Genomic DNA, 15,587 nt, shown 5'->3' on the forward strand with positions numbered 1-15,587 from the left:
ATGGAGTATGACTTCAGCGCCCAACAAGAACCGCCGTTCGGACGCTTCCTCGTAGAAAGTTCGACGTTGTACGGTCATGCGTCCGCCGAGGCGTCCAGCCGACAGGGCGGACGCGCAGTTTGGGTGGGTGTCATCGTGAGGGGGACGAATGACGCTGGGCAGAATCGGCGGCTACGAATTGGTCCGGCCGCTGGGCTCAGGTGGCATGGGCGACGTGTTCTTCGCGGTGTCGCCGACCGCCGAGCGGGTCGCCATCAAGGTGATCAAGCAGCACCTGATCGAGGCGCCGACGGTGCGTGAGCGGTTCGCCGTCGAGGTCGACAGCCTCAAGCTGGTCTTCGGCTCCCGGGTGGCCCGCCTTGAGGGCGCCGACGCGTACGCGAACCCGGCCTGGCTCGCCGTGGAGTACGTCCCCGGGGCCACGCTGCGCCAGCACGTCGACGCACGGGGGCCACTCTCCCTGCCGCTGGCCGCGATGGCCGGTGCGATGCTCGCCGAAGGCCTCACCAAGGTGCACGAGGTCAAGTTGCTGCACCGTGACCTCAAGCCGCAGAACATCATCCTCGGCCCCGACGGCCCCAAGCTGATCGACTTCGGGTTGGCCGTGCTGATCGACCGGAACGACTACCTGACCGAGCCCGGCGCGCTGGTCGGCACTCCCGCCTACATGTCACCCGAGCAGGTCAGGGGTGAGCGGGACCTCACTCCGGCGGTGGACGTCTATGCGCTTGCGGCGACGCTGGTCTTCGCGCTCACCGGGCGAGGGCTCTACCCGCCGACCAACTCCTGGAACCTGCTGCTGCGCATCAGCGAGCCGGGCGACCTTCCCGACCTCTCCGAGGTACCGGCTGAGCTGGTGCAGTTGCTCGGCGCGATGCTCGCCTTCGACCCCACCGCCCGACCCGGCCTCAACGACGTTCGTGCCCGGCTGCTGGCGGTCGCCACCGCCACCAGCGGCAAGACCGTCCACGCCCTGCGCCGGGAGGTGGCCGCTCTCACCTACGACGCTGGCACCGAACTGCTGGTCCCGCCGGACCTGGATGATCCGCGAGAAGACCCGGAGGACACGCCGGTCATCGAGGATGTGACCCCTCCGGATCCGACCAAGCCTGACGAGCACGAGCCTAAGTCGGTCACCAAGGCGTCCACTGACGTGACGTGGCTTGTTGACAAGGTGCGCCGCCAGTACGCCCGCCGCTCGACCCTGTAGGAAGGCACCACCGATGACCACCACCCAGGCCGCGACCTTCGCCCCGGGCTCCCGCATCGTCGTCCGCGACGAGGAGTGGCTGATCCGCAGCGTCAAGACCGGCACCGCGGACGGCACGATGGTGAAGGCGGTCGGCGTCTCGGAATTCGTGCAGGACGTCGAGGCGACCTTCTTCACCAAGCTTGAAGACATCACGCCGCTGGTGCCCGAGGAGACGGAACTCGTCCAGGACACCTCGTCGCGGTTCCGGCAGAGCCGCCTCTTCCTGGAGGCCGTGCTGCGGCGTACGCCGCTGCCGCGCACCGAGCGGGGGTTGGCCCTCGCGGACCGGTTCCTGCTCGACCCTCTGACCTACCAGCAGCGGCCGGTCGAGCTGGCCCTGTCCGGCCTGCGGCCGCGGATCCTGCTCGCCGACGTTGTCGGTCTGGGCAAGACCCTGGAGATCGGGCTGATCCTCGCCGAGTTGATCCGCCGGGGCCGAGGCGAACGCATCCTGGTGGTCTCGCCGCAGCAGGTGCTCGAACAGTTCCAGCGTGAGCTCTGGACCCGGTTCGCGATCCCGCTCGTCCGACTCGACTCGACCGGCATCCAGCGCATCCAGCAGGAGATCCCCGCGGGGCGTAACCCGTTCACCTACTTCAAGCGGGCCATCATCTCGGTCGACACCCTCAAGGACGCCGGCCAGTTCGGCCACCACCTCGACGCCACGACCTGGGATGCGGTCGTCATCGACGAGTCGCACAACCTCATCAACAAGGGCACCCAGCGCAACGAACTGGCCCGCCGCCTGGCGGCGAAGACCGACGCGCTGCTGTTGGCCAGCGCCACCCCGCACAACGGCGACAAGGAGTCCTTCGCCCAGCTGATCTCGCTGCTCGACCCGGCGGCTATCGCCAACGAAAAGGACTATCAGGCCAGCGACATCGCGCACCTCTACCTGCGCCGCACGAAGATCAGCCCGGAGGTACGCGACCAGATCGGCGACCGCTGGGCCGACCGAGGCCCGTCCCAGGCGCTGCACTGCGAAGCCAGCGAACGCGAGGAGCGCATCTTCGACGAGCTGACCGACGTGTGGCTGGCCGGCAAGTGGACCGACGAGCCAGTCACCGGGCAGCACCGACTCTTCCCGTACACCTTATTGAAGTCGTTCCTGTCCTCGCACCGCGCGCTGCACGAGACGGTGACCAACCGGCGTAAGAAGGCGACCGGCACCGAGCGGGCGGCGCTGGACCGGCTCGCGGAGCTGACGTCCGCGATGACCGACCAGGATTCCAGCAAGCTCCAGGGGCTGGTCGACGAGCTGCGGGATATCGGCGTTGGTAAGGGGAGTGACACCCGGGCGGTGGTCTTCTCCGAGCGTGTGCCGACCATCAAGTGGCTCGCCGAGGTGGTCCCCGGCTTGCTCGGCCTCAAGCCCAACGCGATCCGGGTGCTGCACGGCGGCGTGGCCGACAAGGACGAGCAGACGATCCTGCAGGAGTTCGAGCTGGCCGGCAGCGACGTCCGGTTGCTGTTCACCGGTGATGTCGCCTCCGAGGGTGTCAACCTGCACCAGCAGTGCCACCACCTGATCCACTACGACATCCCGTGGAGCCTGATCCGGATCGAGCAGCGCAACGGCCGGATCGACCGGTACGGGCAGAAGCACCAGCCGCAGTTCCGCGCGCTGATCCTCACCTCCGACCGCGAGGACGCCAAGGACGACCGGACGGTCGCCGAGAAGCTGCTCAACCGCGAGGAGACCGCGCACCGCAGTCTTGGCAGCGTCGAGGCCCTGACCGGTCAGTTCGACGCCAAGGCTGAGGAGGACCGGTTGGTCCGGGACCTGCTCGCCGGCAAGTCGGTGGACGAGTCGTACGAGGCCGCCCACGCCGAGGTCGACGTGATGGCCGACCTCTTCAGCGAGGTCGGCACCGCGCCCGTGACGGCGGACGTGTTGCAGGCCCGGGTGCCGAAACTCTTCGACTCCACCCAGGACTTCGTCGACACGGCCCTCTACGAGATCTACGAGGACCGCCCCGAGGACCACATCGACCTGCGCCGCGAGGACGAACTGCTGACCTTCCTCGCACCCGACGACCTGGTGCACCGGCTCACCGATCTGCCCCGCTCCTACCTGCGCGCGCACCGGGAGGGCGAGGACCTGCGGCTCAAGGTCACCTTCGACCGTCCGCTCGCGCAGCGCAAACTCGACCAGGCCCGGCAGAGTAAGACCCCAATGTGGCCGGACATCGCCTTCCTCAGCGACGTGCACCCGATGGTTGACTGGTTGGTCGACAAGGTGTTGATCCGGCTGGGCCGCCAGCAGGCCCCGGTGCTCACCGCCGACGTGGCCGCGCCGACGTTCCTGATCCAGGGCGTCTACGCCAACCGCCTCGGCCAACCCACCGTCGTCCAGTGGATGGCCGTCTCCGACCTACCAGCCTCGCCGACGATCCGCCCGATGGACGAGGTGCTGCGCGAGGCCAACGTCGGCCCGACGATGGTCAACCGCGCCGAGGTCATCGCCATCGAACCGCTCAAGGAGCTGCTGCCGGAGGCTGTCCAGGTTGCCCGGCAGTACCTGGAAGGCAAGCGCGCCGAGTGGGCCGAGGCCAACGCGGAGCCGTTGCAGCGGCACCGCGAGCAGCTGAGGACCTTCCAACAGGCCAGCATCCTCGACGAGCTGCCCGGCGCGCACCGGGAGAAGCGACGCCAACGCGTCGACACCACCGTCCAGGAGCAGCACGACCTGCTCGACCGCTTGGAAACCGCCGGCGACCCGCTGCTGCGGGTGCTCGCCGTCCTCGTACCGTCGCAGGAGAACGCCGCATGAGCTTCGAGTCGCTGACCAACCGTGGCGAGTACCTCTCTGCGCACTACCTGGCCGAGATCCTGCCCGCCACCCTCAAGGGCGGCCTGCTCAAGCAGTGGGCCGAGCAGGAGAAGAGTGGCGAGCAGACCCCACGCACGAAGCTCCGCCGCCTGCGCCGGCCCTACTTCGACTCCAAGACCGAGCTGACCGACGCCGAACTCTTCGACCCCGAGCGGCTGCGTAAGCACCATCGAGAGGTGCTGGAGGCGCTCGGGTTCGACCCGCAGCCGCAGACCATCACCGTCGAGCGCAACGCCCAGGAGTACGAGGTCCACGTCGCCCACGCCGAGTTGGGCACCGCGCACGGCATCGTGGCACTGGACTGCGGCTGGGCGGTCGACACCGAGGCCGCACAGGACCCGGACGACGCCGGCCGGCTGCTCGACCCGCTCACCCTGTCGAACACCGAGACCATCGAGACGGGCGCCAAGCTCGCCTCCCTGCTCTTCGCCGCCGACAACCCGAAGCCCCGCTACGTGCTGATCCTCAGCGGCGGCGTGGTCACCCTCGCCGACCGCACCGTCTGGGGCGAGGGCCGCTACCTGGCCGTCAGCCTCGACACCGCGTACGCCCGCAACGACGACAAGGAACTCGACGTCGTCGCCGCGCTCTTCGGCGCGGACTCGCTGCGCCCACCGGCAGAGGGCGGCACCGAACCCCTCGCCGACCTGGTCGCCGGCTCCCGCCAGCACGCCGTCGGGGTGTCCAGCGAACTCCGTGTGGGCCTGAAGGATTCCGTCGAGCTCATCGCCAACGAGGTCCTCGACCAGATCCGCCGGGCCGGCTACCAGCCGCAGCAGGTGATGGACTTAGACGAGCTGGCCAAGGAGTTGGGCCGGGAATCGCTGCGTTACCTCTACCGCATCCTGTTCCTGCTCTACGCCGAGGCTCGCCCCGAGCTGGGCGTACTGCCGGTCAACGACCCGCAGTACGTCGAGGGCTACAGCCTCGCCCGCCTCGGTGACCTCGTCTCCCGCCGCCTCGCCCCCTCCGCGGAGGACGGCACCCACCTGTACGAGTCCCTCGACCTGCTGTTCCACATGGTCAACGAGGGGCACCGGCCGCGCCGCGGCGCAGACGTCGAGGAGAAGGCCAGCGAGGGGGAGGGGCTGCGCTTCGAGCCGATGAAGTCGGACCTGTTCCTGCCGGAGAAGACCAAGCTCATCGGTCGGCTCATCGCCGTACCGGGCAGTGACCCGGACGACCCGGACGGCCCGAAGATCGACACGCGGCTGCGCAACAAGGTCCTTTACGAGGTGCTGCGCCGGCTCATGCTCACCAAGGGCGGCAAGAAGCGCCGCGGCGGCTTCATCTCGTACGCCCAGCTCGGCATCAACCAGCTCGGCGCGGTCTACGAGGGCCTGATGTCGTACACCGGTTTCGTCGCCACCGAGCAGCTCTACGAGGTCGCCAAGAACGGCGACCCGAAGGACGGCTCGTGGATGATCCCGGCCTCCAAGACCGACGAGTACGACGACAACGTCTTCGTGTACAGGGAGAACGCGTACACCGGCGTGCGCAGCCGGGTCTGCTACGAAGCGGGACAGTTCGTCTACCGGCTCGCCGGCCGGGACCGGCAGACCAGCGCCTCCTACTACACCCCACAGTCGCTCACCGAGGTCACCGTCCAACTCGCCCTGAAGTACCGGCTCGACCAGGACGACACCATCACCCCGGCCCGCGAACTGCTGGATTGGACGATCTGCGAACCGGCGCTCGGCTCCGGCGCGTTCCTCAACGAGGCGATCAACCAGGTCGCCGCCGAATACCTACGCCGCCGGCAGAAGGAACTGGACGTCACCCTCGACCCGGAGGACTACCACCTCGAACTCCAGCGGGTGAAGGCGTACATCGCCCTGCACAACAGCTACGGCGTCGACCTCAACCGCACCGCCGTCGAGCTGGCCGAGGTGTCACTCTGGCTCAACGTCATGCACGCCGGCCTCCAGGCCCCCTGGTTCGGCCTGCACCTGCAACGCGGCAACTCCCTCATCGGCGCCGGCCGCAAGACCTACACCCCGAAGCAGCTCACCGACAAGTCGTGGCTCACCACCGCACCCAAGGAACAGCCCTTCCGGGACGGGCCGATCGACGAGGGCACCATCCACCACTTCCTGCTCCCCGCCGACGGCTGGGGCGCGGTCGCGGGGGAGAAGGAGGCCCGCGAACTGGCGCCGGCTGAGACCGCCCGTTTAAAAGCCTGGCGTACGGCGATGAAGCGCACGCCGTCGGCCAAGGGAAAGAACTCGCAGGTCCAACGCTTGCAGGCCCTCGCGCGGCGGGTCGAGTTCCTGTGGGGGCTGGTGCAGCAGCGGCTCGCCATCTCCGAGCGGGAGATTCGCCGCGACATCCGGGTCTGGGGTGCTGAGGACCTGCCTGAGGTCACCGAGGCGGTGCCTCGGGAGGAGATCCTGGCCGACCTCACCGCGCCGGGCACGCCGTACTGGCGGCTCAAGACGCTGATGGACGTCTGGTGCGCGCTGTGGTTCTGGCCGCTGGACAAGGTCGGGCTGCTCGACGGCTCCGATCCGGCCTATCCGGCCGCGCCTGTCCAGGTCTCCCACATCAAGGACGAGCCGGCGTACGAGGAACCGGTGGTCTACGAGACCGCGGACATCTTCGGGAACGTGCAGCCGCAGCAGATGAAGATGCCGACGAAGGCGACCGGCACCCGTCGGATGACGGTGGCGGAACAACTTCGCCAGCAGGTGCCGCTGTCCAACCTGGATGATTGGCTGACGTTCGCAGAGGCGCTCATCGGCCGGACTGACCTGGACGAGAACGCCGAACGGTTCTACGGCCGGACGTTCACCAGCCTGAGCGAGATGAGCGAGTTCGAGCAGAAGCTCGACGGCGTAATCGGCGTCGACTCGCCGTGGACCCTCTCCGACCGGTTTCCCTGGCTCCTCGCGGCCCATCGGATTGCCGACCAGCAGAGCTTCTTCCACTGGGAGCTCACCTTCGCCCAAGCCTTCGCCAAGGGTGGCTTCGACGTGCAAGTTGGTAACCCACCTTGGGTTCGGCCGGATTGGGACGCCGCGGGCAGCTTGGCGGAAGAGGAACCTTGGTTCAAAACGGCTGAACGGGCGAGTGTTCGCGATATCGAGGAGAGAAAAACTGAGGCGCTCGCATCCGCCACACCCAGACATCGTTACCTGGGAGAGCTTGGGGCAAACGCGGGACTTGTAAAGCTCGTCGGATCGGGAATTCTATATCCGCTAATGAATGGCACTCGGCCGGATCTGTATCGAGCTTTTATGTGTCGCTGTTGGGGCAGCCAAGGGTCGCGTGGTGTTACGGCGCTTGTCCATCCTGATACCCATTTTGTTGGGGTTAGAGAAGGGCATCTCAGGGGCGAGGCATATAGGAGGCTCCGGCTGCATGCTGGTTTCGTGAATGCCGCCAATTGGGCATTCGCATCTCCTGTTGGCAGGAATATCGAGTTCGGGCTCCACGTATACGGGCCGGTGAAGGAAATCCACTTCCTGCACCTTAGTAAGCTATATGGAGTCGAACCGCTCTACGGATCGCTGATACACGATGGATCTGGCATGATTCCTGGACAGAAGTATAATGGTTCTTGGGATATTCGCCCACACGCTTCACGAGTAATTAGCGTTGACCTCGCGCTACTCGCGGAGTGGCAGAGGTTGCGGGGCGAGCCGTATGGTGCTGTTTCCGAAGCCCAACTGTTGTATCCCATCACCACTCACGAGCAGGGCGCAATCGAGGCCCTATCGATGGTCGTTTACAGGCTCGGCGATCGGCCCTTCTGGACGACTTCAGGGATGAACGAGAAGACGGCAAAGGACAGGGGTCTCATTGAGTACGGCGTGGGCGTACCGTCCGCGGCCAACGAGGTGATCCTTCAGGGCAGCCACTTCACAGTAGGAACGCCACTCTCCAAGCAGCCCAACGTGCCGTTCAAGGGTGTCAAGGACTGGGGCTCGATCAATCTCACCATGCTTGAGGACGGTTTTCTCCCGCGCACGACGTACAGGCGAGGGTGCGATCGGCGGGAGTTTGTTCGTGTGCAAGATCAATGGGACGGGCGGCCCTACACCGAATACTATCGGCTTGGGTGGCGGGCAATGATTGACCCGAAGGCAATGGAGCGATCTCTCTACGCGTCGATCCTGCCAAAGGAATTTTCGCATGTGCACGCCGTGCATAGTCTCGCGATGTCTTCCAGTCTGGAGACTGTGCTGGTTGCGGGATTCTGGGCATCGCTCCCACTGGACTACATTATCCGGGTGCTCGGCCTGACATACCTCGGTCGCCATGAGGCTCAGACTATGCCCGTGCCGATCCCAGGCCATCCCCTGAGCCAGCCGCTCCTCCTGCGTGTCCTACGACTGAACTGTCTGACATCCAGCTACGCGGAGTTGTGGTCGGAGTTGTACCGCTCGGACTGGGGCGAAGAGACTTGGGCCCTCAGTTGGCCGTGCGTGGTGGAACTTGGTGGTGTATCTGAAACGTGGGGGGCAGACACTCCCCTGCGGTCGGAGTATGAACGCCGAGCCGCTTTAGTTGAGATCGATTCATTAGTGGCTGTATGGCTTGGTATTGGGATTGAGGAACTGCTTGCGGTTCTACGTTCTCGTTATCCGATCCTGGTTGACCGAGAAGATCAGACGTGGTTCGACGCTAATGGCCGAAGGGTTGCGGCTGACTCTTACGCGTTTGGTTATGGTCAGACCAAGGGTCATTACGATCAGTTAATGTCGTACCTAGAGCGTTCCGAGCGGAATCTGTTGCCCGAGGGGTACGTGGCGCCGTTCTATAAGGCAGATCGGGAGAGCGAGTACCGGCAGGCGCATGCCGTGTTCAGTAAGCGGCTTCAGGATGCGATCGACGCGGGTTGGCAGCCGTCGTAGCCCGCTACCCCGATTCCAACCGAAGGAGAGCAGATGGCTCCGACTAACCACCAGAAGCACCAGGCTGGGCGCCACCTAGCGGTGGCGGAGGCCCTGTTGCACGGCCATTCGGCGAGCTTGCATGGTCCGCAGACCTTCGTGACGATCAGTGGTAGGACTGCGGCTGTGCAGGTTGCCGCGCAGGGCACCTGGATGATCGCGGACATCGACAAGATGACGGCGATGTCGGTTGATGTCTACGTTCTCGTGGACGTGACCGAGGGGCGTCGGGACTTCTACGTCGTGCCGGGAGAGGACCTGCGTGCCGGGGTGCGCGAGCGGCACGACGAGTTCATGGCAAGTGTCGGCGGTGTTCGCCCGCGTAACCCGGAGAGCCGTCACACGGCCATCTACCCGAAGGACGTGGAGGTGTGGCGGAACCGGTGGTCGTTGTTCGAGGACGCGGCTCAGTCCGTGATCGGGGACGCGACCTCCTGACCGATTGTGTGACGGGAGCGTGTCCGGCGCGTCCGCCAACTGCGCTCCCGTCCGTCGTGCGTGTCAGTGCTCGGACTTCGTGACCTGAACAAAGCTGTTCCAGGCGGCGGGGGAGAAGGTGAGGGCTGGTCCCGCCGGGTCCTTGCTGTCGCGTACGGCGACGAGGCCGGGCAGGTTGCCGGCGACCTCCACGCAATCGCCACCGTTGCTGCCACTGCGGGTGCTCTTGCGCCACTGAGCGTCAGTCAAATCAGCCATGGTGGACCTCTCCGATGATCTTCTCGATGAGCTGCCTCGATTGTGCCTCATCGAGCGTCAAGTCATCGAGGCCTGCCCACACTTGCTCGTAGGCTGCGTATTCCTCTGGCCGATCCAGGTACAGGGCGCCGGTCCACGACTCGAGGTAGACCACCGGTGGCTCAGGGGTGTTCCGTTTGGCGGGTGGGAAGTCGAGGATGACAAAGGTGCCCGCCTCCGCGCCTCGATGGATCCCGGCAGTCAGCGGGAGCACTCGGACCGAGACGTTGGGCATCTCCCCGATCTCCAGTAGACGACGAAGCTGATCTGCCATGGTCGCGGCGTCCCCAACCCTCCGCAACAACGCTGCTTCGGCCAGGATCACCTCGAGTTTGGGTGCCCGAGGCAGTCGCCGATGAAAAAGCGCCTGCCGTTGCAGTCGTGCTTCGACCAAACGCTCGCGTTCCTCTTCCGTCACCTCGTGGCGGTGCTGGTAGATCGCCAGGGCGTAGGCGCGCGATTGAAGCAGTCCGGGGATCAGCGCTTCGTCGAAGCGGCGGATGGAAGAGGCGGCGGATTCCAGGCCGACGTAGAGCTCGAACCAGTCGGGGACGGCGTCGCCGTACGAGTGCCACCAGCCCTTGGCCTTGGTTTCGGCAGCCAGGGCGGTGAGGGCACCGGTCAGGTTGGGCGTCGCCCCGTACAGCTCGCACATCGCCTTGGCGTCCACGGAGCGGACCGGGCCGAGGCCGGTCTCGATGCGCCACAGCTTCTGTCGGCTGAACTGCATCGCCTCGGACGCGCCGTCCAGCGTCATCCGCGCTTCGGTGCGCAGGTCGCGCAGCGCCCGCCCAAGCTGCCGTCGCGGCACTGTCGATCCCATGTCGTCGGCCATCCGCCACCCCTCTCCGTGTTGCATGGTGTTACATCCCGACGCCATCGCTGAAACGTGGAACCGTTGCCGTTCGGCCATTCTTCGGCGGTGCCACTGCATCAATAGCGATACGCGTCTGACCATACAAGACACTCCCGACAACAGTCATGCACGTGCAATTCCCAGGCGGCGATTTTCGGCGTACCAATGGGGGTTCTGTATGTTTTCGGGGTGATCGAAATTCCCGCCGGCTCCGGCGTGTCGCGCGGAGCCGGCGGTCGGAGCCCGAAGTCGCGGTCAGCCGGCCAGCGGGCTGAAGCTGCGGCCATCGAGCACGTTGATCAGCTCGCCATCGCGTTGCATTTCGTAGCCGTGCCGCCGCAGCTCAGCCACCAGCTCCGCTACATCGCTCAACGGGATCTCTAGCAGCTCACCATTGAGGACGGTGGCCCGCTGCTTGCCGAAGCGCGTGCGCAAATCCTTTGGCAGCAGCGTGAAGGCCCCTTCGGCTACCAACGGCGGCCAGTTGCCCTCTACGACCGAACCCACTTCGTTGACGTCGAACGGTTCGTCGTCCGCGGGGTCCTTGTCGGGGCCGTAACACTCCGGGACGGCAGGTTCGACACGTGGGTGGTCCGGATTCGCCGGGTTTCGTCCCAGGTGCGGGCGGGCGGCGGTGTCGCGTCGGCGAAGGCGAGGCAGTCGTGCATCTGCGCGTGACCGTAGACCAGGCGCGCGGTGGTCGGGCGGTGCGTTGTCATGCCCCAGATCCTGCCTGAGGTGTGCGACGTGCAAGACCAGATGTTGATGTGGGTCTGATCGGCGGGACCGGTCGCGTCATCGGCTGGACGGTCAGATATGACCACGAATGGGTCGACCCAATCCCTCCGGGCCGACGATCGTTCCCGGTCGGGTCAGTCACCTTCAGCGCCTCCGCTCTCTGTCGTGCGTACCGGCCAGCATCATGCGGTTGGTCAGACGTGCACTGTGGCCATTGATCTATTTCGCTGCCTGCCGCATGCTGTGGCAATACGGCGGGAGGTCATCCAATGACTCTGAGTAGCCATCGTGAGCTGGGTGGTGGCGGCCCCTTTATGACTCACCGACCGAGGTGAGGGCGCATGGACAGGAGCGCCCGCACCCGCAGTGCGGCCGACGTGCCCGGTCCTCGGGGTTCTGCTGAAGCGTACGGTGCCTTGCTCGAGGCAGCTGTTTCTCACTTCGGTGCTTCCGTCGCGCCGATCCTTCAGCGGGGACTGGCTGCTCGGGAGGACACCTTGCGGGCGCCAATGGTGGAGCTTCTCGTTGCGGCTGGACAAGCGATTGGCTGCCCGGTCAGGGCGCATGGCGAGGTCCGTCTCCCGGACCTTGCTATCCGCCCTGACTACTTGATCGACGTCGACGGAGCCCCGATCGGGTATGTGGAACTCAAGGCGCCGGGCAGAGGTGTTCCCGGCCACGGCTGGCACCCCACGGCCCGGGAGCGTAGGCAATGGGTCCAGCTTCAGTTGCTTCCGAACGTTCTGTACACCGACGGTCAGTCCTTCGCGGTGTATCGCTGGGGAGAATTGCAGGGGCCAGTGGCACGGATGGACGGCGACCTGCAGCGGGCCGGTGCGCGCCTTCGGCCCGCAGACGGCAACCTGGCGCTCGTGCTCCACGCGTTCCTTGCGTGGCGTCCACGTCCACATCGCCGCCTCGAACATCTGGTCCGAGACGCGGCACGACTTTGCCGATTGCTGCGCGACGAGGTTTTGGACACCCTCGGTCAAGAGCGACTCGGTGGGAGGGTTCGGCTCTTCAGCGATCATCTAGCCGACTGGCGCACCTGGCTATTTCCCCACCTGAGCGAGGAGTTGTTCGCCGACGCCTACGCGCAGACCGTCACGTTTGGGCTGCTGTTGGCGCGTCGGTCAGGGATTGAGTTCGAGGGCAAGGAACTGCCGACGCTCGGGCGAGAGCTGGCCAAGAACCACCTGCTCGTCGGGCGAGCGCTGGCTATCCTCACCGAGGACCACGGTGGTCCTAGCATTGAGCAGCGCAGCGTGGCTCTGCAAACGCTGCGACGCGCCATCGAGGCCAGTGACTGGACAGATTGGCGGACAGACACATCGGATCAGCTGTATGAGCGCTTCTTGGAGTTGTACGACCCAGCGGTTCGACGGGGAAGTGGCTCCTACTTCACGCCGCAGCCCGTTGCGGACTTCATGGTCCAGTTTGTCGACAGCATCTTGCACGACAAGCTGAAACGACGGCTAGGTCTGGCCGACCGCGATGTAGTGGTCGTCGACCCGGCTATGGGTACCGGCACTTTCCTGTTAAGCGTGATTGCACGTGTAGCGAAGACGATTGCGGCTGACCACGGGGACGAGCCAGCTGAACTTCGTGCTCTCCTCGGTCGTTTAGTTGGATTTGAACGCCAAATCGCGCCCTTCGCCGTAGCGGAACTACGGCTGCACCAGGATCTCGCGGCGCGGGGATTGGAGGTTGCCGACGAGAGGGTCAGATTCTACGTCACGGATACCCTGGAGGACCCTGACGTAGAGACGCTTGTTAGCCCGTACGTGTACCGGCCAATTGCTGACTCCCGTGCGCAAGCAATCAAGGTCAAGACCGAGGAACGAGTCATGGTCGTTCTCGGCAACCCGCCCTACCTCGAACGCGCCAAGAATCAGGGAGGGCTCGTACTTGCCAGCAACAAGGGAAAGTCGAGCATGCTCGATGCTTTTCGAGGCACCGGTACCGGCAGACTCGAGTTCAAACTGCACAACTTGAACATCTACTTTTGGCGCTGGGCCACCTGGAAGGTATTCGAAGCACATCCTGAGCACCCGGAGGGGGTCGTGGCCTTCGTTTGCACGTCGGCCTACACGACCGGGCCAGGATTTGCCGGCATGCGTGAGTACCTGCGACGACAGGCCGACTGGGGTTGGATCATCGATCTATCTCCTGAAGGGCATCAGCCCGAGGTGCCGACACGCATTTTTCCAGACGTGCAGCAGCCATTGTGTATCGGCGTATTCGGACGCGCCAAGGCGGCCGATACGGAAACACCCGCCAGGATTCGTTACGTTGCCCTCTCCGGCGCTAGGCAAGAAAAATTAAACGCCCTCCAGGATCTGACTGCCGCAAGTGGTCGGTGGTTGGACTGCCCAACGAAGTGGTCGACTCCCTTCCGTCCCGCGTCGCAGGCGATATGGAATGACTGCATTGCGCTCGCCGACCTGATGCCGTGGCAATCCCCAGGTATCAAGGCAAACCGAACATGGGTTTACGCGCCGGATAAAGAGACGTTAGCCGAGCGGTGGCGGCGCCTAATCTCGGCTCCTCTGGCTGAGCGGCCGGAGCTCATGAAAGAGACTAGGGATAGGGCAATATCTGTCGCACTCTCGCCGCACTTCGACGGCACAGGTCAGCCCGCGTCACTGGTCGGCACCATTGACCCTCAGGTTTCCGTCATGCGCGTAGCGTTCCGGAGCTTCGACCGGCAGTACGTTATTGCCGACCGAAGGGTTGTCGACTTCTCCCGCCCCGATCTCTGGTCTACATACGGAAAGCATCAGACGTATCTGACCACACTGTTCGCGCAGTCAGTTACCTCTGGACCGGCCGTCGTGTTCGCCGCGGAGGTGCCGGATAACGACCACTACATGGGTCATCATGGAGGCAAGGTAATACCTCCGTACCGTGATGTCAGCGGTCATCATCCCAACATCGCCCCTGGCCTAATGGAACACCTTTCTTGCCAGCTTGGCAGCGACGTTACCTGCGAAGACGTTTTCGCCTATGTTGCCGCCGTGGCGTCGCACCCCGGTTTCCCGACGCGATTTCGATCGGAGCTCCGCACCCCGGGAGTGCGGATCCCGTTGACATTGAACCCCGACCTTTGGCGTACGGCAGTCGGCCTTGGTGGGCGGGTAATCTGGCTCCAGACCTACGGTGAGCGTTATGTCTGCCCATCGTCTGGCCGTCCCCCGGGACCACCGCGGGAACTGCGGCCTGACGTTCTCGTACCCATACCAGGTGTGCCGGACCGCATGCCCGAAAGCATCACGTACGACCGGGACAGTTCGACACTGTATGTGGGCGAGGGGGCCCTCGGTCCCGTCCCCTCGGCCGTTTGGGATTATGACGTTTGTGGCACGCAAGTGGTCAAGAAATGGTTTGACTACCGCTCCAAGTGGCCCCGTTTGCGCAGATCGTCTCCACTGAACGGAATCGTTGCCAGCAAGTGGGATTTCACCGATGATTTGCGAAACCTGCTAGCCGTGCTCCATGGGTGCGTGCTCCTCGAACCGCAGCAGGACGACGTGCTGAAAGCCGTCCTCGATGGACCTCTTCTGAGGGCGACAGAGCTTGAGGATCTAGGCGTGCTGCCACCGCCAGATGAAGCGAAAAAGCCGGTCATCGACGTTCAGTCGCCCCTCTTCCGATGATCGGCTCGCTTGGGCCATGTCTCGCGCCGGTCCGGAATTCGGCACGACGTAGCCGATGCCTCTGCCTGGCCCAGGATGGCCAGGCGACACTCTGTCCGGTCGCCGCTGTGGCCCGGTACTGCGGCGGGGTTCGACCTGACGGGCCTGGACCAGCGCCGATAGCTGCCCCGCAAGGGGTCTCTTCCCTGCGCGCTCTCGGTGCTCGGCGCAGTCTGAAGTGGACGTACGGCTGAAGTGGCCCGCCCTGTCGGTCTATAGCTTGGTTTCTATGGCATACCGCAACTACACGGCCGATGGCAGCTACTGGACGGTTCGGAAGCAGGGATCCGTCTACTGGGTCGCCCGCATGCGCCGCGTCAACGGCTCCTACGAGTGGTTGGACACCTGGGGTGGTTATGAGCGTGCTGGAGCCGCCGCCGGCGCGGCCGCACAACTCGCCTACAACCAGGCGCGGGAAGATGTGCTCAAGGAACTGGTCGGCAACCTGCACACAGCGCTGGACCGAGCAGGTCTCGGCGCGTTGCCCACGCCCGCCCCGGTGAAGCCCCCGGCGCGGTCGGAGCTTCCGGCGGCCGTCGACCTCGACGACCCTGAGGACTGACGGGCGCGCGTAGGCGGGGCG

Annotated in this window: 9 protein-coding genes; 6 read left to right on the forward strand and 3 right to left on the reverse strand. The window is 65.0% G+C overall.

The window, feature by feature from the left end:
* The first annotated feature begins 148 nt into the window (after positions 1-148).
* Genes FHU34_RS14345 through FHU34_RS14360 form a run of 4 tightly spaced genes read left to right on the forward strand, consistent with a single transcriptional unit; the run spans position 149 to position 9,418 of the window.
* On the forward strand, positions 149-1,210 hold the full coding sequence (locus FHU34_RS14345; RefSeq protein ID WP_145780627.1) for a serine/threonine protein kinase: 1,062 nt from the start codon (positions 149-151) through the stop codon (positions 1,208-1,210).
* A 13-nt stretch (positions 1,211-1,223) separates the two neighbouring features.
* Positions 1,224-4,025 carry an SNF2-related protein gene (locus tag FHU34_RS14350; RefSeq protein WP_145780629.1) on the forward strand — a complete coding sequence of 934 codons (2,802 nt, stop codon included), beginning with the start codon at positions 1,224-1,226 and terminating at the stop codon, positions 4,023-4,025.
* Positions 4,022-8,941, forward strand: a complete 4,920-nt coding sequence (locus FHU34_RS14355) for an Eco57I restriction-modification methylase domain-containing protein (protein ID WP_145780631.1) — start codon at positions 4,022-4,024, stop codon at positions 8,939-8,941. The genes FHU34_RS14350 and FHU34_RS14355 overlap by 4 nt, the downstream gene beginning before the upstream one ends.
* Before the next feature lie 33 nt (positions 8,942-8,974).
* A complete protein-coding gene (locus tag FHU34_RS14360; protein WP_145780633.1) occupies positions 8,975-9,418 on the forward strand; it encodes a hypothetical protein in 444 nt (147 codons plus the stop codon).
* 63 nt (positions 9,419-9,481) lie between these two features.
* Here the strand turns inward: FHU34_RS14360 and FHU34_RS14365 are convergent, their stop codons facing one another.
* The 3 genes from FHU34_RS14365 to FHU34_RS14375 form a co-directional block, all read right to left on the reverse strand.
* Positions 9,482-9,676: a DUF397 domain-containing protein gene (locus FHU34_RS14365; protein WP_145780635.1), complete on the reverse strand. Its 195-nt coding sequence runs from the start codon at positions 9,674-9,676 to the stop codon at positions 9,482-9,484.
* Positions 9,669-10,550, reverse strand: a complete 882-nt coding sequence (locus FHU34_RS14370; protein ID WP_145780637.1) for a helix-turn-helix domain-containing protein — start codon at positions 10,548-10,550, stop codon at positions 9,669-9,671. Before FHU34_RS14370 ends, FHU34_RS14365 begins: the two co-directional genes overlap by 8 nt.
* 276 nt (positions 10,551-10,826) lie before the next feature.
* Complete coding sequence (locus FHU34_RS14375) at positions 10,827-11,324, reverse strand: hypothetical protein (RefSeq protein WP_145780639.1); 498 nt, start codon at positions 11,322-11,324, stop codon at positions 10,827-10,829.
* Between the two features lie 326 nt (positions 11,325-11,650).
* Between FHU34_RS14375 and FHU34_RS14380 the strand changes: the two genes are divergently transcribed.
* Both FHU34_RS14380 and FHU34_RS14385 read left to right on the forward strand, forming a co-directional pair.
* Positions 11,651-14,965, forward strand: a complete 3,315-nt coding sequence (locus FHU34_RS14380; RefSeq protein WP_145780641.1) for a type ISP restriction/modification enzyme — start codon at positions 11,651-11,653, stop codon at positions 14,963-14,965.
* A gap of 268 nt (positions 14,966-15,233) precedes the next feature.
* A complete protein-coding gene (locus FHU34_RS14385; RefSeq protein ID WP_145780643.1) occupies positions 15,234-15,566 on the forward strand; it encodes a hypothetical protein in 333 nt (110 codons plus the stop codon).
* The last annotated feature ends 21 nt before the right edge of the window (positions 15,567-15,587 follow it).

The organism is Micromonospora taraxaci, assembly GCF_007830095.1.
Taxonomy (GTDB): Bacteria; Actinomycetota; Actinomycetes; order Mycobacteriales; family Micromonosporaceae; genus Micromonospora; species Micromonospora taraxaci.